The following is a 23,774-nucleotide window of genomic DNA, read 5'->3' as shown; positions in this document are numbered from 1 at the left end:
TTAAACCTCACTATTAATTAAATATATTATAATTGTATTCCTTGATTCTTAAGTTAGTGTTAAATTGATTGCCAGTATTTATTTGTCTTCAAATAATTTCGCTTGACGTGTTTTGTGGTAGCGTAGAAAATTAGGTCAAGAAGCTGCAGCATTTATGAAGTATAGAAAAAGAACACTCATCTTTTTGGCTGTTATAACTTTAATAATAATAGCTTTACTATTTAGGTATAATTCCCATTTTCACGAAGACGTAGTGCACTTAAAGAGTGACAACAAAGAATTCAAAAAAAAGCCAGAAAATTCCATAGAGTCGACCATATTACATAGAGAAAAGGAAGTGTACGATCATGTTTTCCATCCTGATGATTAATTTGTAAATAAAATAGCAATTTATGTTTGCATTTTCTTATTAAAGAAGTAATATTAGCGTATTAATTATAGAATAAATCATTATGTTTGATGATAATAATCCTTGGAATCTGGGAAAGAAACCGGTAGGGAACAAAACTCCTAATAATGAAGATATTTTAAGTAAAGCTGTATCTGATATAAGGTTCTTTCTTAATGGGTTAACCAGAAACAGGGGCAAAAAACCTTATTTCATCATTTTCATTATTTTGCTGTTCTATGCTTGCACTGGCTTTTATATTGTCCATCCTAGTGAGGAAAGTATAGAACTTACCTTTGGTAAATATTCTAATACAGAAACACCTGGTTTGCGTTATCACTTCCCCTACCCTATTGGCAAGGTTTTTAAAGTGAACGTTAAGGAAGTAAATCGTGAAGAAATTGGGGTAAGTAGTTCTTATGGGCGAGATACAGATCGCGGTGAAGGCGTGATGCTAACTGGAGATGAAAATATAGTCAACGTTAACTTCGAGGTTCAATGGCGCGTTAGAGATGCTAAGGACTATTTATTCAAAGTGCGGGATTACAAACCCGGTTTCAGTGTTAAAAATGCTGCTGAAAGTGCCATGAGAGAAATAATAGGTAAAAACACGATCTCTTTTGCACTTGGTCAAGGCAGACCAGAAATTTCTAGAGATACTAGAATTCTATTGCAGCAGATTCTTGATGGATACCAAATGGGTATAGAGATTTTATCTGTTCAAATGAAAAAAATTGATCCACCAGAAAAAGTAATCAGTTCGTTTAGAGATGTACAAAGTGCTCGTGCAGACAAAGAGCGTACTATAAACGAAGCATATGCTTATAATAATGATATTATACCTCGAGCAAAGGGTGAAGCGATAAAGATAAAATTAGATGCACAAGCATATGAAAATGAAATAATAAATGAAGCAAAAGGTAATGCAAATCGCTTTTTATCTCTTTATGAGGAATATAGACAGAATCCTTCTCTCGTTAAGAATCGTATTTATCTTGAAACTATGGAAAATATTTTCAGTAAGGTAGACAAAGTTGTTGTAACTGATGATCTGAAAGGTATGTTTTCTTATTTACCTCTTACAAATTTAGGGAAATAACCATGAGTAGTAATATTAAAATTGTTTTTGTTTCTGTATTTGTTGTTTTATTGATTGTTTTATTTAATTCAATATTTGTTGTGCAAGAAACAAAGCAAGCGATAGTTATACAACTCGGTAAAGTTGTAAGAGATGTTAGGGAAAGTGGCTTATATTTTAAGTTACCATTCATAAATAGTGTAGAGTTTCTTGATAAAAGAGTTTTAGATTTAAGTCCTGATAAGATCCCAAGGGAAGTGATAACAGCGGATCAAAAACGTATTATAGTAGATGCATATGCAAAATATAAAATAACAAATCCTGTTATTTTTTACCAGGCTGTGAGGAATGAATCAGGGCTGGTTAGAAGATTATATCCGGTTATAGAAGCACACATAAGAGAAAATATAGGCAGATTTTCGTTGATTAGCTTGTTGAATGAAAAAAGATCAGAGGTTATGCAATTGATTCAGCGTGGAGTTTATTCTGAAGCTGAAAAATTTGGCATAGAAATAATAGATGTAAGAATTAAGAGAGCAGACTTACCAGAAGAAAATAGTTCTGCAATATTTCGTCGTATGCAAACTGAAAGGGAAAAAGAAGCAAAAGAAATTAGAGCAGAAGGAGAGCAAGCTGGGCAGGAAGTTAGATCAAAAGCTGATAAATTAAAAAGGGAAATTATCTCTAGTGCAGTAAAAGAATCGTACGAAATAAGGGGCCGTGGTTATGCTGAAGCAACTAGAATTTATAATGAGGCATTTAAGGTCGATGAAGAGTTCTTTAACTTTTATCGCTCTATGAGCGCTTACAGTAAATCATTTGCCGAAAATAATACTAAATTTGTACTTTCACCAAACAATAACTTTTTAGATATTTTAAATAAAGGATGGAAATAGTTTATGAAAATTATTTTATCTATATTTGCATGTTTTTTAATTGCGTTTTCTTCATACGCTAATGTGTTCGACTGGAACGCAAAAAAAGTTGTTGATGCTAACACTCCTGCATGCAGCTGTGGTCAAGGACTTGCCGATTTAGTGGAAGAACTCATTCCTGCAGTTGTAAATATTTCAAGCGAACAAATAATCAAACAAGAAAGTAATAATAGAACTAAAACCCCCTTTATGCCAAGAAATAATTTCTTTGATGATTTTAGAGAGTTTTTTGAGCACTTTGATCAGTTTTTTATGGATAGGGGCCCTAGTGTTAACAGAGAGGTGGTGTTGCTTGGTTCTGGGTTTATTATAGATAAAGATGGAACCATAGTAACCAATTATCACGTTATTAAAAACGCCCAAGATATCACAGTTACTATGAATGATAATACTCATTTTAAAGCAGAAGTTTTAGGCTATGACGCAAGAACTGATCTTGCTGTGCTTAAGATTCATTCTGATAAAGATCTTCCTTTTGTTGCATTCGGTAATTCTGATACAACAAGGGTTGGCGATACAGTTATTGCAATAGGTAACCCATTTGGTTTGGGTGGCTCTGTAAGTACAGGAATTATATCTGCAAGGTCCAGAGACATTAGTATCGGCACTATGAATGAATTTATTCAAACCGACGCTGCAATTAATAGAGGCAACTCTGGAGGGCCATTATTTCATCTAAATGGAAAAGTTATAGGCATTAACACCGCTATCTATTCCCCATCTGAGTCTGGCGGCAATGTGGGTATAGGCTTTGCTATACCATCTAATTCAGCTATGTCAATTATTGACACATTAAAAAGTGGCAAAAAAATAAAACATGGTTGGCTTGGTGTGCAAGTTCAGCCTATAACGAAAGAATTCGCTAAGTCCTTGGGTTTAAAAGATACAAAAGGTGCATTGGTTGCAAGTATAGTAAAGGATAGCCCTGCAGAAAAAGGTGGAATTAAGGTGGGTGACATATTATTAGAATTTGATGATAAAAAAATTGATAGAATGACACAACTGCCTCAAATGGTTTCAAGAACTGAACCTGGAAAAAAAGTACAAATTAAGTTACTTAGAAAGAGCAAAGAGGTCAATATTAAGGTTGTGATTGAAGAATCTGCAAATGATGGTCAAGGTAATAATCAAGAAGAAAATAAATCAACATCCGATTACATAACTGGTTTAACTGTTTCAAACCTGCCAAAAGAATCAAAAGAAAGTAATCCTACAAAAGGTGTGATAGTTACCAATGTAGATAGTAACAGTAATGCCACGCTGCGTGGTATTAAAAAAGGAGACATTATTATCCAATTAGATGGAACCAATATAGAAAATACTAATGATTTTCAAAAACAAGTTGATTCAGCAGTAAAGAAAAACGGTAAAGATTCAATAATGTTGCTCATTTACCGCAATGGAAATCAATTCTTTACTTCGATAAAGTTGAAGAAGTAATTTTATTCACTAAATTTACAAAACAGTAGTGTTGTAAGCTCGCTACTGTAACACTTCAATCTTATAAAATAAATAAAAATCTACACTAGATTTCTTGCATAACCATATAAAAAATCAAAGGATGTCATTCCAGTGTCAGCTACTTGCATAACGCCGTCATAAAGGAACCAGTGTCGGCCACTTGGATAACACCATAGGGGTTACTTGGGTGATACTATAGGAGGTCTAACATGAACTTTCTAAAATTCATTGAACTGTGCTTTCAAACAGTGGTGCCGGGATGTGAGTATAATGATTATCAGTACATAAAAGTCATAGCAGACAGGCTGGAAGCAGCGAATGCTGGCGAAGTAAGGCGCATAATATTCAATATGCCTCCGCGTTCAATGAAGTCCATATGTGTGAGTGTTGCGTGGCCCGCATGGATACTGAGAAATCAGCCAACTGCAAGAATAATAGTTGCAAGTTATTCTAAGTTGCTTAGCGAAAAACATTCGCTCGATACGAGGTGCATAATGCAATCTGATTGGTATAAAAAGCTATTTCCAGAGGTAGAACTATCCAAAGACCAGAACACTAAATATAAATTCCAAACAGTGCAGAGAGGATACAGAATCGCAACATCAGTTGGAGGAACATTAACCGGTGAAGGTGGTGACTTTATTATTGTGGATGATCCGCTTAACCCTGCTCAAGCTTTGAGTGAAACATTTAGAAAACGTGCCACAAACTGGTTCGATCAGACTTTAGTAACGAGACTCAACGATAGAAAAAAAGGAGTAATTGTGCTTGTGATGCATAGGCTCCACCTGGAAGACTTAACTGGGCACCTCTTATCCAAGCCAAAAAACATATGGCATCACATTTGTTTGCCAATGATTTCTGAAAATAAGGAGGTTATTTATTCAATTAATAACCATACTGGTGTCATTCCAACCCCCCCTCCTGTCATCCCAGTGCCCAGACACTGGGATCCAGAAAATTCAACCGCAAAAGACTGGATTCCAGCATCAAGTGCTGGAATGACACTACCTGCAAGAGTATTATACTCAAGAGAAGAGAATGAGTTATTATATCCCCTGGAGGGAGGAAGAGAAGAAGTTGAGATGATAAAAGTTGAACTCGGGAGTTACGCTTTTGCTGCTCAATATCAACAAAACCCCCTGCCGCTTTCAAGTGGTATAATTAAACAAGAGTGGCTAAAGCGCTATAAAAATTTCCCTGATAATCTCTCACATGTAACTCAAAGCTGGGACACTGCAGTTTCAACAAACGATTCCAGCGACTTTAGCGTCTGCACCACCTGGGCAAAAATAGATAATAAATTCTATTTACTTGATGTATATCGAGCAAAGCTTGAGTACCCAAAGCTTAAAGAGCAAGTTCTGTCACTAGCTGCAAGATGGACGCCACACGCAATTTTGATCGAAGCAAAAACGAGTGTTCAACAATTAACACAAGAGCCAAAAGCAAACAGTAATTTACCCATTATTGAAATCGTGCCACACAATGACAAACTCACTCGATTTTATCAAATTGTTCCGGTGATAGAGTCTGGCAGGGTTTTTCTGCCACAGCAAGCAGTATGGCTCAATGACTTTGAGTACGAAATTTTAATGTTCCCAGAAACTCGCCATGATGATCAAGTGGATAGTACCGTGCAATATCTGCAATGGACAAGAAAAACTAACACCAGTGCTTTCAGGGTCAGGGACTTTGGCCCTAACCCTAATAAAACACTTGGGTGGTTAAGATATATCTAAAAACCTCAATTTTTCTCCAAAGCTTTTGACATATACTTTGCCTGTTGCACACTACACTCTTTGCACTCTGAAGAGACACTTCCCTTATGTGGCACAGCAGGAGAACCCATAGAACAAAAACCACTATCTCTATCAACTTTTTTAGAACTAGAGTTATCAGGTAATTGTGCTTTTGTAAGTTGCCATAACTGTGATGTTTCATTCTCTATAGATAAGTGTGTCTCCCTTTTCCCACCAAAAGTATACAGCAAGTATTTTATCTGCGCATCCTCAAGAGATCCGGAGTCTAGCTTCTTTTGCTCCTCAGGAGAAAGAAATGGGCGTAGTTCCTTCCTCTCGTCACTAGTAAGAGGTTTTAGTCCACCTGACGCACCTTCATGCGTAGGAGAAGCCACCCCTGAGGGTGGATTACTTTTTGCTTTTATTCTATTTGGGAATGAAAAAAATGACTTAGACACAGATGATTTTTCAGTTACAGGAGTTTCAGGAGTACTTCGCGTTGTATCACGCCCTACATCATGTCGCTTCAAGCTTGCGTCATGTTGCTTAGGCTTAGAAAGTAAAGAGAAGAAACTTTTTATTTTACTTTGGAGACCACTCCCAGGTTTCTTCGGAGCTTCATTCTTTTGTGGCTTCGCTTTAGAACACTCATCACTACTTTCTCGATCACTTTCATCAGTAACTTGCTGTTTTTCAGGTTCCTCATTACAAATGTTCTCCGTATCTTTTGGAGAATCTTCAAAAACCCCAAAATTTAAGGATATTGAATTATCCCATGCTGTAGGAAAAGGAATCGATGATGGCCTATATCTCACTTGCTGACCCCGAATCTCTATTAGCATACTTTCATCATCTGCCTGAGCACCTTCCAATGGTAAAGATCCTCTCACACCTACCTGTGAGCAAGCCCCTTGCTCGCTTTTATCATGTTCTTCAGATTTCATACTCAAAATGTTCACATCTTCAAAACATGGAGAACGTGCAAAAAACTCAGAACTTGAGGACTTTGGATCATTCTTTGTCGTAAGTAGAATTAGTCTACTCGGTATTCCGTAATGAAATGGAGGAGTTATAACACGTGAAGAAGATGATGGCGAAAAGTACGGATCCCCAATACTAGCCCCTGTTAGCATACCTTCACCAGCACCTAAAGATAGCTGTGATTGACCACAAGTGGGTTGACTTGGATCTATTTCCTCCAGCACCAACTGAGACATCCTCCCTGTTTCTTCCTCTCTTTCTGACCATTGCCTGGGAGACTCCCCTAATACTCGATCCTGACTCCGACCCCGCGTGGGAGACTCCCGTGTCGGTGATGGTTCAGTTAATAGCGTTCGAGGAAGCTCAGGGTCAATGGACAGTTCATGTTTTGCATTGATTACAGAGCTTTCCATGATTTTGCTCAATACACAATACGAGATTTCCTTATCATAAAAATTTATACCATATACTCCTTTCTTATAACCTTCTCCTAGTAATTCTGTTAACTGCTCCTTAGTGATACACTTATTAACATTATTCAATACAGAATAACCAAATACTTTATTGATATTTTTTGCCTCTCCCTGAGTCAGCCATCTAAACTTCCCATCAGTACCTAACACAACAGGTATAAGAACTGAATTTTCTTCACTACCTAAATAGGGTGCACGAAAGACACCGTAAACCAAAAGACCTAATTCAGCATAAATCAAGTCAATTATTCTGTCCTTTATTACTTCAACATATTTATCCTTATTGTTAGGAATCCGAAGGTGACGCCCTATGAGCCATAAATCACGCTCTATCATGCTATTAATGAGTGGAATATTATTTTTGAAAATGTCCTTAATGTATACACAATTACCTTCAACTTCAAAGAGGCTTGAAGGAACATTATCATGGCTTTCGATATCTAATCGAAATAACTCTCTAAACTTGTTTCTTATTTCTTCATTTCCAAAATCTGTACAGTATAGATAATGCCTACGATCAAACTCCACAGCTCCGGTTGAGCTATTCATATGCCTTACTCCAAAAATTTTTCCAAGTTTTTCTTCAGTACGGCGTGCAAATGAAGACATTAAATAGCATTTTAAGTTAAAAACTGTGCCTTCATTCACAGGGACCACATATTTCATACCCTTGTTGCTATGTTGCAATTTCCCTCTTCTTAAATTAAACGGAAAAGATTTAATATCAAAAGCTATGTCTGCATCATCTTCAGTTTCATAAAACCTTTTTATTACTTTACTTTTAAAGTCATTCATATAACTTGTACATTGCTCAGCATTCATGTTTTTATCAAATTTAATGACAATAAAATCTCCATTCCATCTACTTTCTAGAATAAGATTAGTATCAATAATGCGATAAAAACGATTATTAGAATTAAATGCTTCAATCAGCTTCTTAGTTATTTTAGGCATAACACCCTCCCTATTTAAATTACCATAAATCTTTAACTTTTACTGCTACCTTGACTGCTAGACTGATTTTGCTTTCTTCTTTCCTCCTCTTTCTTTTGCCACTTTGTACTAAAGTCATCAAACCTCTTATCCGTCCTATCTATGCAAACTTTTCCTCCTCCTGGTGCATTATTATCACCATATGTTGGTTTAACGTAATTATCTTTTGGCATATTTACCCCCGGTAAAAATATTATGTAACTAATATACTAAAAATAAAATTAAGTGCAAGCACTTTTTTATATTTTTTTTCAAAAAATTTTATTCACTCTTTTTCATAAAATTCAGTTTTCTAGATTCCAGCGTCACGCGCTGGAATGACACTCTCCTTTGTCATCACAAATAACCCATAGGTGTTATCCCAGTGCCCAGACACTGGATCCAGTCTTTTTTGTCATCTAAGTACTAGCTATCCCCTCGATGGTGTCTTTCCTATTGAATCCACATGATTATTAACTTTTACATCATCAGTCAATCCTCTTGGTGGTTGAGCACTACTTGCAGAATTACGCTGATCAGCACTAGACTTTCCATTATCAGTAGTTCCCGATGGAGCTTGAAAATGATCAGCTGGAGAACATCTGCTTTTATTCATTCCCGCTTCTTGCATATTATAATTAACCTGATTTTCTTGTATCCTTACATTCGTGTCTCCAGACGATTCGTAATTTGCTTTACGTACTATTCGCCTCTTTGGAGCTTCCTGTTTAGGTGCAGGTTCAGTTTCCCTCGCTTTCTCCTGCTTCGCTTTTTTCTCTTCTTCCACTTTTGGTTTTTGTGAATTTTCATGAGATTTTCTTTCAAGCTCAGTAAGACGCAATAGATGTTTCAAAGGATCTGACACAATTTCAAGCTCTGGTTTGCTCAGAGGAATTGGCCTTACAAATCCGGGTGAAACTTCAAAAAGGGAAACTGGAACTTTAGGTTTTTCTCTTTCATCCACTTTCATTTCTACGTTTTCGCAAACTTCTTTATTTTCTTCCTTTAATGATGTTTTTTCTGCTTTTTTATCTTCTTTTTCTGTAGATGCCTCTACCGCAGCCGCCAACTCAACTCCAAACATCTCTGCGAACATTGTAACAATCCATCCGACAACGGCCATTTGTAACCTGAGTTTCAGATCTTGCAATGCAGTTAATCTTTCTAACGCCCTTGCAAACTCTTCTTCTGATAACTCACCACTGCCTAATTTTTCCTGCAATTCTTTTATCTCTTTGTCCAACCTCTGATTGAAACTTAAATCGCGTGCAAAAATCTTCTTGATTAACTCCTTAAGCTTATCACGCAAAAACTTAATTATCGAAAGAAGCCAATTTTTTTCTTTCTTCTCCTTGAGCATTTGGTAGATTTTCGGATCTACATCTACTTCAAAGAGGTTAAAGAGAGATTCAAAGAAATTCCAGAAATCTCCGAGTACTTTTTCTCTTTCACCATTGAAATAATCTTCATCATCTTCTCCGATATGTAGCTCTGCTTGAGATGATATTTCATCGATACAACTAGAAGCCTGACGCTCACACTCGAGCCTCCTGAGTGAATCTTGTCTGGTGAGCTCCTCTACGCACTGCCTCTATTGCTCTGATATAGCTAAAGTGACTTACGATAATTTGAAAAACAAAAATTCGTCATTCCGCTACTTGTTAGCGGAATCTATACCGCGAATGAATCGCGGTATGACGTAGGACTGCTGTCATCCCAGTGCGTGACACTGGGATCTCGTTCCTTAACTTTATAGTGTAAATTATTTCAAATTGTGTCTAGCTGCAAGTATAATAATTTCCATTTATAGATAAAGTATGTTGTAAATGTTATGCCAAAGAGTATAATAAAATCTATATCAAATACTTTACAAGAAAAAGTGATGATAGAGGCAAAAACAAATATTAATAAGGATAATTTAAGAAAAGTGCATGCTAGAGTTTGAAGAAGCAGTAAAAATAAAAAATATTATTGAAAGGTTAAATAGCACATGATATAATATATATATAGTGTAAAAATGTAAATAATTTTATTGACATCTTTATATTAATAGTTCTTAAATATTTAGTACTGTAGAATTAAATTATTAAGTTTTATGAAGGGAGTAAAAATGGTGGAAAGCTTTTCAGGTAACAATAAAGATAGTAATTTTATTGAGGGGACAAAAATAATGGAAAATTTTTCAGATAATAACGGAAACGGTAGCTCGATCTTCCAAGGAAAAATCAGGGAGCAAGATTTCTCTGCAGAGCAGAAGTTAAATGAACTAAAAGCAGCCGTAGAGGAGCTCACCAGACAAGATTCACTCAGGAGGCTCGAGTGTGAGCGTCAGGCTTCTAGTTGTATCGATGAAATATCATCTCAAGCAGAGCTACATATCGGAGAAGATGATGAAGATTATTTCAATGGTGAAAGAGAAAAAGTACTCGGAGATTTCTGGAATTTCTTTGAATCTCTCTTTAACCTCTTTGAAGTAGATGTAGATCCGAAAATCTACCAAATGCTCAAGGAGAAGAAAGAAAAAAATTGGCTTCTTTCGATAATTAAGTTTTTGCGTGATAAGCTTAAGGAGTTAATCAAGAAGATTTTTGCACGCGATTTAAGTTTCAATCAGAGGTTGGACAAAGAGATAAAAGAATTGCAGGAAAAATTAGGCAGTGGTGAGTTATCAGAAGAAGAGTTTGCAAGGGCGTTAGAAAGATTAACTGCATTGCAAGATCTAACGCCTACGACAATGTTACAAAAAATAATATAGAGTTCAAAAGCGTGATTTCTAGGGAGTTTCTGCGCTCAAAGGCAAATTAAAAGGTTGAACCTAGAAGCTATACGAAAAGTCTGGTTGGTAGAAGTCCTCGCGATTGAGTGTCATTTCTATAACTTCCCCCTTACTATTACCCACAAATATGAACGTTTGTTGCATAGTTCTTAATGGTATAACTTTTGCTTGAAATAACTGTTTATATGGTACAATTTACAGCTTTTAGTTGCTAAAATTATAACTCTTAATTTAATAATTTTAATCTAATAATCTTTCAAGTTAATAAAATTATTTGAGTAAATACAATACCATGCCTTTATTTGTGGGTAATAGTAAGATTTTTAATAAAATTAGTTGCCAAGAATACTATAATAGAGTAGATGTGAGTTTTAAAATTTTGCAAAAATTTACAGCAAAAAAGTTGGAAGCAGAACCCTTTTTAACTCATCTTTTTGAGACTTTTGACAATTTCTTAGAACTGAAGAAGGAAAGGTGCATTTTTTTATTGACTTACCTATGTATTACGGTAATCACTAAAGAATTAGTGAGTAATGGTTATAGAATATGCATGGTGGGGTAGCAAGCAAGGAATTGAATTATGATATTTCAGATCAGTCATCAAGCACTAGAGATCTACGTGATATTTTAGATCAGTTAGAACAGGATATCAGTCTATTAAATAATCCCAGTAATATTCAACGTATAATGTCTCTTCTACAAGTAGGAGCTGATCCAAATCTAAAAAACCAAGCTGGAAAAACTTCGTTAGATTACTTAAATGAAGAATTACGTGAAATTGTAAATTGGTTAGCAATCAATATCAATCTATTAGATGATGTCAATTGTATTCAATGTATAACGTCTTTTCTACACGTAGGGGCTGATCCAAATGTAAAAAACCAAGCTGGAAAAACTCTGTCATATTACTCAAGTAAAAGATTACATGACGTTTTAAATGAGGCAAACAATAGCGATCTATTAGGTAATCACGGTTATATTCAACATATAATGTTTCTTCTACAAGCAGGAGCTAATCCAAATTTACAAAACCAAGATGGAAAAACTCTGTTACATTACGTTGCTGAACGTAACGATACTGGCGGTATAAAGTTTCTTTTAGAAAAAGGAGCTAATCAAAATGTGCAAGATCAAAGTGGAAAGACTCCATTTGAATATGTTACTGAACATGAGTGCCTTCAAGCTATTAAGGGTTTGGGTTATGATTTAGATGATTCTCATGAAAATGAAGGGAATTCAACAACACCTGATGGTTCGGTAGATGATTGTTCAAATAGCTCTGGTGATGATAGTCAGATAGAGTCTGTTAAATTGAGTGATTGTAACACAGAAGAAGATTCAAACTGTAGTTCAAGTGATAATCTTTGTAATGATGATAAAAATGACAATGAAAAAGATGATAAAGAAACTGTAACAAATTTAATATTTGAAGAAATAGAAGGTGTTCTTAGTGATTGTGCGAAACCACGCGATGGAACCAAAGAGTATATAGGGAGGGTTAATGATATTACCGACCAAGACGATGAAGATAAAGATGAAGCTTTAGACATCACAGAAAGTATCACTAGTAATTTATTGTTAGAAGGTGGGAAAGCAAAAGAAGAATTTTTCTCCAGCGGTAGCGATACTGAGCTAGCACAAAATTATAGATCTGATTATATACGTAATCCCGGTGAGAAATGTAAAGAAATTAAAGACAAGCTAGAGAGTATAGCATATAAAGGTATTGTAGGCGGAGATAGACAAGCTCAAAAGGGGAAGCTAGAGGAAGTGGAGATAGATAATCAATGTTTTCGTATGAAATATTCACAAGATAGTATTATTGAACCTGCGAAAATCTTAAACCATGAAAAAGCTAAAGAGTTAAATTTAAAAGGCGGCACAATTCAAATTGGGAAAAGTATAGTAAAAGTTGAAAGCGTAGGTAAAAAAAGAAATTATACAGATATCTTAAAAGTTAGCATTGAAATGTCTTTTACCACTGAGGTAGGAGAGATTAGTATTTGTCTACATCCTAGTGAGAAAGATAGTAATAAAATAGAGGTAGAAATTGGTGATGAGAGTAAAGCAAAGCTTAACAAGTTAAAAGCTGAGAAGAAAAGTTTAGGAGAAAACTGTCTTTTGGGAGGAAAAAGTGTTCTGGAAGCTATAGAAGATAAAGGTTTTAAGAAAAATGGTAGTGTGTCTACAGAGACTACTAAGGATGTTCCATCTACTGATCTTACGCAAGTTCATCCGCAGCGCGAGGCAAGGTCTAGGGGGTTAGGTTATTTAGGATAAGATTTAAGAAATTATAGCTCTTTTCATAGAAGTCCGGATGTGATAAGATAAGGATAGACGATGATAAGGAGGTTGAGTGCCAGCAGCATATAGTTATGACTTAAGGAAAAAAGCAATGGAAGCGCTAGAGGAGGGAGAAAGCAGAGAAACAGTGGCAGCAAGATTTAAAATTGGACGAACTACTTTATGGGAGTGGCAGCAAAGAAGAAAAGAAACAGGAGACTTTCAATCAAAAAAACTTGGAAATGGAGGTTACAATCACAAAATTACCGACTGGGATGCCTTTGCTAAATTTGTCAGAGAAAACGGAGGAAAGACTCTGTCGGAAATGGCTAAACTTTGGGGCAACGTTAGTATCCAAACGATCCACCGAGCTCTCAGAAAAATTGGATTTACGCGCAAAAAAAGACCTATGGATACAAGGAAAGAAACGAAGAAAAACGTGCTGAATTTTTGAAAATTATAGCAACAAAAGAACCAGAAAACTTAGTGTATATAGATGAGTCTGGCATTGATAACACAGAGATATGGGTATTGCCAGAAAGGACAGCGGTTTTATGCCCTAAAATCTGGAAAGAAAACGCAACGAATCAGTATGGTTGCAGCCTTAAGTAGAAGAAAGATAGTTGCTCCATTAACCTTTGAAGGCCACTGTAATATGGATGTTTTTAATGGATGGTTTGAGCAATTTTTAACACCAATCTTGGAGCCTGGACAGACTGTCATTCTCGACAATGCTACTTTTCATAAGTCTGATAAAGCTCGCTAAAAGAGTCGGTGCAGAAATTTTGTATCTGCCGCCGTATTCTCCAGATTTTAACAAAATTGAGCATCATTGGTTTGCTATAAAAAACAGAGCCAGGAAAAACATTCCTCTATTCGAATCCTTTCGTCGTGCTGTTGATTCTGCCTTCCTATGACCTGTTCGGACTATTATGAGAAATGCTATAGTTATAGCAATATGGCTCAATGATTTTGAGTACGAAATTTTAATGTTCCCAGAAGCCCGTTATGATGATCAAGTGGATAGTACGGTACAATATTTACAATGGATGAGAAAAATTAACACCAGTGTTTTCAGGGTCAGGGACTTTGGCCCTAATAAAACACTTCGGTGGCTGAGAGCAGTGAAATTAATAAACCTAATACTTATCTATTTGATCAAAGGGATTACTCAAACTTAACGACTCCAGCCTTGGAAGTGGTGAAGAATCTCTTTTCTGAGATTTTCTTGGATTACCTTCACCTACAGGCGATTGAGACTTACGTTTTTGCGAACCTCTTCCATTATTCCCCCTATCAAATCCTGGTAACGATTCTTCAGACGATGAATTATTGCTTCCGCTTCTCGAGGATTTTCTTGTTGGACTACCTTCATCTTTAGACCATGGAGACTTACGTTTTGGCGATTTTCCTCTAGGATTCTCATAATCCATAGACTCATAACCACTACTTGTTATTGCATCAGCTTTGGAGCTTACGTTTTCAGCATCAGTTGCCTCTCCTGAAGAGATACCGCTATCTTTATTATCTTCGGACTTCACCTTTCCAGCTTTTGATCTATCTTCAGTATACCCTAGATCTTTCACAAACAACTCTGTTTCCAAAGGTTTATAAGTACGTTCAAGGTAATATCCAGCTTCGTATTTCTCAATTAGAATATATTCTAATGCGCTTTCATCGGGATAAGAGGCTGTAGCTGCTTCGTTAGGTTTTATCTTACTGTAATATCTTCCTTCTCTTTCTATTCCTTTCAACTTGGAATCTACCAATTCGCCCTTTTTAGATTTCACTTCCTCTTCGACAATGTTAATGTTGATATCTCCTATTTTAATGTCGGTATTTCCTATTTTCACTTTTTTCTTATACCCATAAATAAAAAGTTTTTTTAAGTTAAATAAGGCATCACGACTTATATTAGCAACAACTGTCATTTTTTGGTTTTTTTCACAATTAGAAAGAAATTCAAATGGAAACTCATTGAGATCATAGGCTTCTTTTTTATCTTTACAATACTCTTTTTTCGTCTTATCTTTTACCTCCTGTAAATATTCTTTTACATTAACACTATCACCAATTAAACTAGCAATCTTCCCATTTTTTACAGTAAAGTTAGTATCAGGGCAGTCGAAATTATTATTACTGTAGTTAAACGCATAAAGCAATGCTTTAAACAACTCTTTTTCTTCCTCGTTAACTAATGTACCTCTAAACCGTCGTGATTGCTCTCTGAACAACAATTCTACTTCACACTTTGCACGAATACGGTCAAGCACGTATTCACCTCCTTCAAATGCAACTGGAATTATTTTCATTGGCTCTTCATCAGGAAAACAACCCTCACATGCTTTTTCAAGAGAATCGCCATTAGATAGCTGGTAATCTACCCATTCGTTCTTTTCACGTTCCTTTACATCTTTGACCCAATTAATGTCGATAGCATCTACGTTTTTCCCAAGCTTCTGACTGAAAAGGGTTTTTAAGTTAGATAAAGCACCACTACTTATATTAGCAACAACTGTCTTTTTTGGCTCATAATCATTTTGATTTTTCTCGTAATCAGGATCAGGAAAAAATTTAAATGGAAACTCATCGAGATCGTAAAGTTTTCTTGCTTCTTCCTCATCTTCACAATACTCTTCTATTATATAATCTCTTACCTCCTGTAAATATTCCTCTCTATCAACAGTATCATGGAGTAAACTAACAATTTTCCCATCTTTTGCAAAAAAGTTAGTATAAACACCATCAGAAGTATAATTCGTTAAGTTCAATGTATAAAGCAATGCTTTAATCAACTTTTTTTCTTCCTCACTAATGTTAGCACCTGCCTGAGCACCTCTCGATGATAAAGATCTACCAACAGGTGGCTGGGATCCTGGAACACTACCACCACTAATTGGAATAAGAGGAGGCGGAGGCGGTAATAAATCAGGGTCCTGAGTACTAGTAAATGAAACAGGTAGCCGGGATCCTGGAACACTACCACTAATTGGAATAAGAGGAGGAGGTAATGAAGATAAAGGTCCACTAGAACTCTGTGTCCATGATAAACCAATAGGTCTTAGTTGGGTAGGTTGCGGTAACGGCATCCATTTATTTTCGTGCGCGGGAGGCGGTGATGACCATGATAAACCACTAGGTCCTGGTTTAGTAAATTGCATTGACGACGTCCTTTTATTTTCGTGCGCGGGAGGCGGTGATGACCATGATAAACCACTAGGTCCTGGTTTAGTAAATTGCATTGACGACGTCCTTTTATTTTCGTGCGCGGGAGGCGGTGATGGCCAAGATGAAGGTTCACTCTGTGACCATAACGAGGATCCTGGGATACTACCACTAGCTGCTGCAGCACCTAGATTTCCCCCTTTAGATGGCCCTGGAACACCCTGACTAACTGTAGGAAAACTCAATTGTGTCGATGACCAAGATCCTTTACTCGTTCCAGCTGAATTTACATGATTGTGCAGCAGCCGTCCTTCTTTTTCCGTTTCTGATCCTTGCTCTGACCCTCGCCTGGGAGAATGCTCTAATGCTCCATCCTGACTCCGCGTGGGAGACTCCCATTCCATATCTGACAGTTCAGTCGATGGCCCTGGACCACCACTTGGAGAATGCGCAACAGAATCCTTAGGTTTCGGAGGTGAATTACTATCATAACCACTATCTGTGTCTGCTTTCCTTTGGTTGGGCGGTGTTCTTAGTCCACTCGGTCCTGCATGTGTAGGAGAATTGAGTGGCGACTGTGCAGGCGACAATGCTTGCAAACGAAGCTCAGGGTCAATGGACAGTTCATGGTCTTTGTTGATTACAGAGTTTTCCATGATTTTATTCAGCACACAATAAGAAATCTCTTGATTAGCAAAATCTATTCCGTATATTCCTCTCCTGCCAAATACTGGTAGGTGTTGTGGTGAAGTACAACCTTCAATATCACGTAATATGTTAATATCAAATATATTATTAATATTATTCACCTCTTTCCTAGTTAAAAACCTATCAACGTTACCGTCTTTTGCAATAGGCACTAGAATTGAGTTTTCATGATTCCCTAAATAGGAAGAACGAAGTACAAATTCAACTGGTATGCCCACCCTGCGAATAAAATCAATTATTGAAAATTTTAGACCCTCAACAACTTCATCTTCGGCACTTGGGATCTCAAAATCACGACATATCAAAGATGCTTTGTCTTTTACTATGTTCTTAATAAACTCAACATTATCAAAAATGCTTTTTTCTATGTATACACGATTATCAATTATTTCCAAGTAGTCCATTGGAACATTTCCGTATCTTGCAATTTTCGATGACAATAAATTAATAAAGCGTACTTTTAGTTTCCAATCATTAAAACGCATACAATATAGATAAGATTTTCTGTCAAAGCTTACATAGCCGGTATTTTCTTCTGCATATCCAATACCAAACTCGTGTCCTATATTCACCTTTATATCTTTTGCAAGTACATGGGCTAGGCAACATTTTAAATTAAAAATTACATCTTTATCTATTGGCACCGAAAACTTATACCTTCCTTTACTATCTTTATTCAATTGTTTTTTACTAAATTTAAAAGGAAAAAAACTTATATTAAAAGACATACTAGCACTACTCTCATCTTCACAAAATTCCTCTACTATTTTTTCCTTCATATCGTTCAAATACTTCATACATTGATCAGCACCCATACTTTTATCAAATGAGATAACAATATGATCTTCCTTATGAAAATTTCGATGTAAATTTTGTACGGTAAGATTAGTCATGACAATATCATTTTTACAAAGATTAATATTAAAGGCCCTTACTAATTCTTGATTTATTTCGCTTACATTAGGCATAACACCCCCCTATTTAAATTACCATAAACTTGCTGTTACTTACCACTTTTGCCACTACCTTGACCACTAGATTGATTTTGCTTCCTCCTCTCTTCCTCACGCTTAATTCTCTCTCTAAAATCATCTATTCTCTTTGGGTCTACTTTACTTAGATCAATTTTTCCTCCTCCCGGTGGATCATTCTCACCATATCTTCGTTTTTCAGAACCTGAACCTTTATTACCATGCATATTGCCCCCAGTAAAAATATTATGTAATTAATATACTAAAAATAAAATTAAGTGCAAGCACTTTTTTATATTTTTTTTCAAAAAATTTTATTCACTCTTTTTCATAAAATTCAGTTTTCTAGATTCCAGCGTCACGCGCTGGAATGACACCTGTATTTCTCTTTGCCATCAATCCCTACTCTTTAATGTCATACCAGTACCTCTTTTTCTTGTCATCCCAGTGCCCAGACACTGGGATCCAGTGTTCTTTATCACATAAGTAGCTAACACTAGCTATCTCGATGGTGTATTACCATTCCCTCTTGCTGCACGTTCATTCAATACATCAGTAACTTTTGATCTAGGATCTTCTTGAACACTACTTGCAGAACTACGCTGATCAGCACTAGCATTAGACTTATCAGTAGTTCCTGATGGAACTTGAAAATGATCAATTGGATAATTGTGTGTAGGAGGTTTATCTCGTGCTTGTCTTCTTGCATCCCTTTTACTAGCTTTAAACTGTTTACTTTTTTTTGGTTGATTTGTCTTTTCTGCAGGCTGCTCCGCAGGTTTCGGTGGACACACCTCTTTCTTCGGTTCAGGCTTCGCTTTTTTCTCTTCGTTCACTTTTTCTGGTTTTTGTGAATTTTCATGAGATTTTCTTTCAAGCCCAGTAAGACGCAATAGATGTTTCAAAGGATCTGACACAATTTCAAGCTCTGGTTTGTTCAGAACAACTGGCCTTACAAATCCGGGTGAAACTTCAAAAAGGAAAACTGGCACTTTAGGTTTTTCTCTTTCGTCTACCTTAATTTCTACTTCTTTGTGAACTTCTTTATTTTCTTCTTTTAATGATGTTTTTTCTGCTTTTTTATCTTCTTTTTCTGTAGATGCCTCTACCGCAGCCGCCAACTCAACTCCAAACATCTCTGCGAACATTGTAACAATCCATCCGACAACGGCGAGCTGTAACTTGAGTTTCAGATTTTGTAGAGCCTCGAGCCTCTCTAACGCCCTTGCAAACTCCTCTTCTGATAACTCACCACTGTTTAATTTTTCCTTCAATTCTTTTATCTCCTTGTCCAACCTCTGATCGAAACTTAAATCGCGTGCAAAAATCTTCTTGATTAACTCCTTAAGCTTATCACGCAAAAACTTAATTATTGAAAGAAGCCAATTTTTTTCTTTCTTCTCCTTGAGCATTTGGTAGATTTTCGGATCATCTACATCTACTTCAAAGAAGTTAAAGAGAGGTTCTAAGAAATTCCAGAAATCTCCCAGTGGTTTTTCACAATTGAAGTAACTCTCATCATCATCTTCTCCGATATGTAGCTCTGCTTGAGATGATATTTCATCGACACAGTTAGAGGCCTGACGCTCACACTCGGTTCTTCTGAGAAAATCTTGTCTGGTAAGCTCTTCTATTGCGGCTTTTAGCTCGTTTAGCTTTTGCTCTGCAGAGAAATCTTGCTCCCTGATTTTTCCTTGAAAGATTGAGCTACCGTTTTCGTTATTATTTAAAAAATTTTCTATTACTTTTGCTCCCTCAATTAAATTACTGTTTTTGTTATTACCTGGAAAGCTTTCTACCATTTTTACTCCACTCATAAAACTTAATAATTTAATTCTACAGTACTAAACATTTAAGAACTATTAACGTTAAGATGTCAATAAGATTACTTAAATTTTTACGTTACATATTATATCACGCTCCATTTAACCTTTCAATAATATTTTTGCTGCTTTTTCAAACTCTAGCATCTTCTTATTAGTGTTTAATTTTGCCTCTACCATCACTTTCTTATAAAGTATTTGATGTAGATTTTATTATACTCTCTGGCATAATATTTGCAACATATTATATTCAGAAGGAGAAACTATCAGAGCAACAGAGGCAGAGCAATACAAATAGTAAAAACTTTCTAAACCTCAAACTTGAAAATGGAGGAAACGCTTACTTACTAAAGGTGCTCAAAAACATCCAAGACCTTAACTCTAGACCTACCCATTCCAAGAAAAATTCTTCTCACGGGGCTACCTTTTGGTTCTGGAAGTGATTGATTATTTAAGTTATTAGTGATATATATTGTTAAATTAATAATGATTTATTTGGAAATAACAGAAAAACTTATGATAGTTTTATACCTTAAATGAAATCCTTTTTATTGATCTCATCCTTTTTGCAAAAACATTCTTAACTTTTTCACCACTTTTTCTGGCTAAGGTTACTTTTTGATTTCTGCCTACTTCCTTTGCAGACATGCTCTAAACGTTGGATTGTTGAACGCTTGGCTTTCCAATTTTAGGCGTATGAGCAATCCTCTCACTTCACAAACTAATATCTTTTTTAATATAATCACTATACAAACTAGCACATTTCTCAGTTTGAAGATATGCTCTTAGTCATTTGCTTCCCATAGATAAAAGCTCTATCACCTCTTTGTAATCATTATAGATAGCATAATGTAGAGGAGTAAATCCTTCTTTATCTACTATATTAATATCAGCTCCTTCCTTTAGTAAAAGCTCTACTATTACTTCATCATTAATATGCACAGCATAATGTAAAGGAGTCCAACCATCCTGATCTTCTGCATTAATATTTATTCCTTTTGTAAGTAAAAACTTCACCATTTCCTCATGACCTTCCGAAGTGGCTGAATGTAAAAGGGTAAATCCTTCTTTATCTACTGTACAAATATTTGCTTCTTCCTGGAGTAAAAATTCTGCCATTTCTCTATTGCCTTGGTGAACAGCATGAAGTAAAGGAGTCCAACCACGCTGATCTTCTGCATCAATGTTCACTCCTTTTTTAAGTAAAAATTTCACTAACCCTTTTTTACTATTTCCAGCAGCATAATGTAACATAGTTCCCCCACGCTGATCTGCTGCATTAATGTTCGCTCCTTTTTCAAGTAAAAACTTCACCATTTCCTCATGATCTTCCGAAGTAGCATAATGTAACGGAGTACGTTGCTCTCTATCTACTGCGTTAATATTTGCCCCTTTTTCACATAAGAATTCCACTATCTCTTTTTTACCACAAAAAGCAGCATGATGCGCAAGAGTACATCCAGTCTCATCTGCTAAGTTAACACACAACCCATCTTCTATTAGTCTTTGAAGTTGCTTTATATCACCTTCCGTAATAGTTGCAAAAAGCTGTTCATTTGACTTCATAAGTGGTGTGTCCATATGCGCATTCCAAAACTCAAATCCCTTAGTATGATTTTGGGCTCCCTCATAACAACGATATAAAAAGGTATTTATATCAGATAAGTTTGCTGTTTCTGTTACTACAGGTCGGTAAATGGCCAGACCTTCTTTGCTTTGTGCTGAACGATAAGGTATTGCAAGAACAAAAGTTATTCCTTCTTGATCTCTGATATCATGTGCCTCAATAAAGAGCGATTCATCACGCTTATTGTTCAGTGTCAAAAAGCCATCATAGGCAAGTAGCGCGTAATCACCACGTGAAGAAGAAAGTATAGACTGCAGTCGTTCTCGAGCTATAGCTACGGCACGTTCGTATGGGAGATCATCACCATAAACTCTCTTATACCAACGTTCGTCCGCATTTTGTATAGCAATTAGTGGTACAACATTCTCCCCACCCTCTAATTGCCAAACCATATGAGCCGTAAAAAACCCGACGAACTGTGCAAAATCATTCTTAACAAGACTGTCAGTTTTTGTCCAAGGTACTTTGCGCCATGCACTACTTTCAGCGTCCTCACATATTCCTGTTCCTTTTAGATATTTTTCTATTTCATAGTGATCATAAGGAGTATCTCCATTTTCATTTTTCTCATTAACATCAATACCTTCTACTTTTAATAAAGCCTGTGCTATTTTAGTATTGCCATCGAAAGCAGCCAAATGCAAAGGAGTCCATCCATTAGTTTCTTTCTCATTAACATTAATACCTTCTACTTTTAATAAAGCCTGTGCTATTTTAGTATAGTCATTGAAGGCAGCCAAATGCAAAGAAGTATCTCCATTTTCATTTTTCTCATTAACATCAATACCCTCTACTTTTAATAAAGCCTGTAATGCCTCAGTATTGCCATTGAAAGCAGCCAGATGTAATAATGTAAATTTTATATCAAATAGTGTATAGATACTGGGTAATAGTACATCAAATTGATAATTTATATCAAATCTTTCCTGTTCCCACTTTTGATACATATATTTACATTGTTCTTTTAGTTTCACCTTTATTTGTTCAAGTATATCACTCTCATTTGAGTTTAGTATCTCTTTCCATTGCTCTAGTGTTAAAATCATAGATATCTTTTCTGTTAAAAGTTATAATATAACTTAATTATTGCATATCTTAATAAGAAGATCAAGATTAGTACATTTCTTATATATTTTAATTAGATTATTAATAATATAGAAACATACTAAAAATTAGCATAACAGCAAATTGAATTATTTACTTTTTACAAAAAATATAAAAAAGGTCGTACATTCGTGAGAGCAAGCCGCGTAAAAATAAGGTTACAAAAATAGAAGCTTGAAATCTTTGCAACAAAATTATGCAAAACAGTTCGTATGTAAATTTAGCAAAAGTAAGCCAATATAGGTAGTTTTAGCGTATAATAAAATTACCATATAAAAAAGTTCGTATGTATTGTTTGGTAGAGGCGTGATACACAAAAATCAGAGAGTAAAATGAGTTTAGATTCTAATCTCGATAAAAGACATCATAGTCGTCTCTTACCTATTCAAGAAGTTACAAGTAGTGCTGCAAGACCATCTTCATGGATAAATGATTTGTTTGGTTGGGTGAAAGAAAAAAGTAAAGTGGTAGTATCAAATGTAGTAAATGGAGATGCTGCTAAAGAATTGGAGGATTCTAGATCTGAAGATATTCAAATGGGCTCAAGCGACCAACAAAAATTAAAGCAGTCTGGCTATGACCGAGCGCAAGAAATGGAATTTCAATATATGTCAAAATATGATGCTCGTAAGTGTAATGATAAGAATGTTGGTGCCCATAGCAAAAAACGTGGCAATAGTAGGCAGGAAAGGCAACAATACGAAAGCAAAATGAGTAACGAACAGAGTGTTATTAGCAAGAGTGTTAATCAATCTAGAGTTATAAGTAGCGAAAAACAGCAGAGGTTAGAAGTTTCCCATAGTAGGCCAAAACCTACTTTATCTCACCATAGCGACAAAAAACATAGTTACTATGATGGTCAACCTAAAAAAATTAGTGAAAGAAAGGAGCACACAATAAATGATAAGCAGTTTAATAGCAACTATACACATAGTAGTCAATATAAACCGATGATTGGTATAAACAATAAATGGTCTGAAAAGATTAGTAACGAGAGAATAGATAGTAGGAAAATGGTAGGAAATATAAATCAAAATCAGCAAAATTCTCACAGCTCTAAACATGCGCCTTTAACACATGTTACAGCACAAGTTGATATACCAAGTACACTATTAGCATTTAATGTGTTGGCTATGAAAGTGACAAATCAAAAATTTAACAAACCACTCTTACCTAAAAAAATCCAAAAAGGAATGCGGTATGCTGAAAAAGTTAGAGCTGAGGCTTCAGGATTAAAGGTTGGAGGCAGAATTGGAGATGCTTTATATTTTAAGTAGGTAGAAAGTT

13 protein-coding genes and 2 pseudogenes are annotated in these 23,774 nt (G+C 35.7%); 8 read left to right on the top strand and 7 right to left on the bottom strand.

Annotation, left to right across the window (positions count from 1 at the left end):
* Positions 1 to 452 precede the first annotated feature (452 nt).
* From hflK to terL, 4 genes are all read left to right on the top strand, one after another.
* The gene (hflK, locus tag OPR49_RS00505) at positions 453 to 1,487 is read left to right on the top strand and encodes an FtsH protease activity modulator HflK (protein ID WP_010962866.1); all 1,035 of its coding nucleotides are present in this window, start codon (positions 453 to 455) and stop codon (positions 1,485 to 1,487) included.
* A gap of 2 nt (positions 1,488 to 1,489) precedes the next feature.
* Entirely contained in the window at positions 1,490 to 2,362 is an 873-nt protein-coding gene (gene hflC, locus OPR49_RS00500) for a protease modulator HflC (protein ID WP_182319521.1), read from the top strand.
* Between the two features lie 3 nt (positions 2,363 to 2,365).
* The gene (locus OPR49_RS00495) at positions 2,366 to 3,841 is read left to right on the top strand and encodes a DegQ family serine endoprotease (RefSeq protein WP_265027127.1); all 1,476 of its coding nucleotides are present in this window, start codon (positions 2,366 to 2,368) and stop codon (positions 3,839 to 3,841) included.
* Between the two features lie 230 nt (positions 3,842 to 4,071).
* The gene (gene terL, locus OPR49_RS00490) at positions 4,072 to 5,604 is read left to right on the top strand and encodes a phage terminase large subunit (RefSeq protein WP_265027126.1); all 1,533 of its coding nucleotides are present in this window, start codon (positions 4,072 to 4,074) and stop codon (positions 5,602 to 5,604) included.
* Positions 5,605 to 5,609: 5 nt separating this feature from the next.
* On the opposite strand, the gene OPR49_RS00485 is transcribed toward terL, so the two are convergent.
* From OPR49_RS00485 to OPR49_RS00475, 3 genes are all read right to left on the bottom strand, one after another.
* The gene (locus OPR49_RS00485) at positions 5,610 to 8,012 is read right to left on the bottom strand and encodes a hypothetical protein (protein ID WP_265027125.1); all 2,403 of its coding nucleotides are present in this window, start codon (positions 8,010 to 8,012) and stop codon (positions 5,610 to 5,612) included.
* A gap of 32 nt (positions 8,013 to 8,044) precedes the next feature.
* The gene (locus OPR49_RS00480) at positions 8,045 to 8,224 is read right to left on the bottom strand and encodes a hypothetical protein (protein ID WP_265027124.1); all 180 of its coding nucleotides are present in this window, start codon (positions 8,222 to 8,224) and stop codon (positions 8,045 to 8,047) included.
* Between the two features lie 236 nt (positions 8,225 to 8,460).
* The gene (locus OPR49_RS00475) at positions 8,461 to 9,390 is read right to left on the bottom strand and encodes a hypothetical protein (protein ID WP_265027123.1); all 930 of its coding nucleotides are present in this window, start codon (positions 9,388 to 9,390) and stop codon (positions 8,461 to 8,463) included.
* Between the two features lie 750 nt (positions 9,391 to 10,140).
* Between OPR49_RS00475 and OPR49_RS00470 the strand changes: the two are divergent.
* The 3 genes and pseudogenes from OPR49_RS00470 to OPR49_RS00460 form a co-directional block, all read left to right on the top strand.
* Positions 10,141 to 10,752 (top strand): annotated as a pseudogene (locus OPR49_RS00470) (hypothetical protein); the annotation flags it as partial.
* Between the two features lie 600 nt (positions 10,753 to 11,352).
* Positions 11,353 to 13,086, top strand: coding sequence for an ankyrin repeat domain-containing protein (locus OPR49_RS00465; protein ID WP_265027122.1), 1,734 nt, complete (start codon positions 11,353 to 11,355; stop codon positions 13,084 to 13,086).
* 76 nt (positions 13,087 to 13,162) lie between these two features.
* Positions 13,163 to 14,006: pseudogene (locus OPR49_RS00460) on the top strand (IS630 family transposase).
* Positions 14,007 to 14,228: 222 nt separating this feature from the next.
* Here OPR49_RS00460 and OPR49_RS00455 read toward each other — a convergent pair.
* From OPR49_RS00455 to OPR49_RS00440, 4 genes are all read right to left on the bottom strand, one after another.
* On the bottom strand, positions 14,229 to 17,930 hold the full coding sequence (locus OPR49_RS00455) for a hypothetical protein (protein ID WP_265027121.1): 3,702 nt from the start codon (positions 17,928 to 17,930) through the stop codon (positions 14,229 to 14,231).
* Between the two features lie 35 nt (positions 17,931 to 17,965).
* The gene (locus OPR49_RS00450; protein ID WP_265027120.1) at positions 17,966 to 18,160 is read right to left on the bottom strand and encodes a hypothetical protein; all 195 of its coding nucleotides are present in this window, start codon (positions 18,158 to 18,160) and stop codon (positions 17,966 to 17,968) included.
* 273 nt (positions 18,161 to 18,433) lie between these two features.
* Positions 18,434 to 19,735 (bottom strand): SHOCT domain-containing protein, encoded by a 1,302-nt coding sequence (locus OPR49_RS00445; RefSeq protein ID WP_265027487.1) that lies wholly within the window; start codon positions 19,733 to 19,735, stop codon positions 18,434 to 18,436.
* Between the two features lie 810 nt (positions 19,736 to 20,545).
* The gene (locus OPR49_RS00440; protein ID WP_265027119.1) at positions 20,546 to 22,429 is read right to left on the bottom strand and encodes an ankyrin repeat domain-containing protein; all 1,884 of its coding nucleotides are present in this window, start codon (positions 22,427 to 22,429) and stop codon (positions 20,546 to 20,548) included.
* 390 nt (positions 22,430 to 22,819) lie between these two features.
* Between OPR49_RS00440 and OPR49_RS00435 the strand changes: the two genes are divergently transcribed.
* Positions 22,820 to 23,764 (top strand): hypothetical protein, encoded by a 945-nt coding sequence (locus OPR49_RS00435; RefSeq protein WP_265027118.1) that lies wholly within the window; start codon positions 22,820 to 22,822, stop codon positions 23,762 to 23,764.
* Positions 23,765 to 23,774: the final 10 nt, after the last annotated feature.

The sequence above is a fragment of the Wolbachia endosymbiont (group A) of Bombylius major genome (assembly GCF_947251895.1).
Lineage (GTDB): Bacteria > Pseudomonadota > Alphaproteobacteria > Rickettsiales > Anaplasmataceae > Wolbachia > Wolbachia pipientis.
This window is presented reverse-complemented; position numbering and strand designations above follow the sequence as displayed.

Coding starts and splice junctions, on each gene's coding strand:
- OPR49_RS00440 (WP_265027119.1), bottom strand. CDS start 22,429: ATGATTTTAACACTAGAGCAATGGAAAGAGATACTAAACTCAAATGAG.
- OPR49_RS00445 (WP_265027487.1), bottom strand. CDS start 19,735: ATGGTAGAAAGCTTTCCAGGTAATAACAAAAACAGTAATTTAATTGAG.
- hflK (WP_010962866.1), top strand. CDS start 453: ATGTTTGATGATAATAATCCTTGGAATCTGGGAAAGAAACCGGTAGGG.
- terL (WP_265027126.1), top strand. CDS start 4,072: ATGAACTTTCTAAAATTCATTGAACTGTGCTTTCAAACAGTGGTGCCG.
- OPR49_RS00435 (WP_265027118.1), top strand. CDS start 22,820: ATGAGTTTAGATTCTAATCTCGATAAAAGACATCATAGTCGTCTCTTA.
- OPR49_RS00455 (WP_265027121.1), bottom strand. CDS start 17,930: ATGCCTAATGTAAGCGAAATAAATCAAGAATTAGTAAGGGCCTTTAAT.
- hflC (WP_182319521.1), top strand. CDS start 1,490: ATGAGTAGTAATATTAAAATTGTTTTTGTTTCTGTATTTGTTGTTTTA.
- OPR49_RS00450 (WP_265027120.1), bottom strand. CDS start 18,160: ATGCATGGTAATAAAGGTTCAGGTTCTGAAAAACGAAGATATGGTGAG.
- OPR49_RS00485 (WP_265027125.1), bottom strand. CDS start 8,012: ATGCCTAAAATAACTAAGAAGCTGATTGAAGCATTTAATTCTAATAAT.
- OPR49_RS00495 (WP_265027127.1), top strand. CDS start 2,366: ATGAAAATTATTTTATCTATATTTGCATGTTTTTTAATTGCGTTTTCT.
- OPR49_RS00465 (WP_265027122.1), top strand. CDS start 11,353: ATGCATGGTGGGGTAGCAAGCAAGGAATTGAATTATGATATTTCAGAT.
- OPR49_RS00475 (WP_265027123.1), bottom strand. CDS start 9,390: ATGCTCAAGGAGAAGAAAGAAAAAAATTGGCTTCTTTCGATAATTAAG.
- OPR49_RS00480 (WP_265027124.1), bottom strand. CDS start 8,224: ATGCCAAAAGATAATTACGTTAAACCAACATATGGTGATAATAATGCA.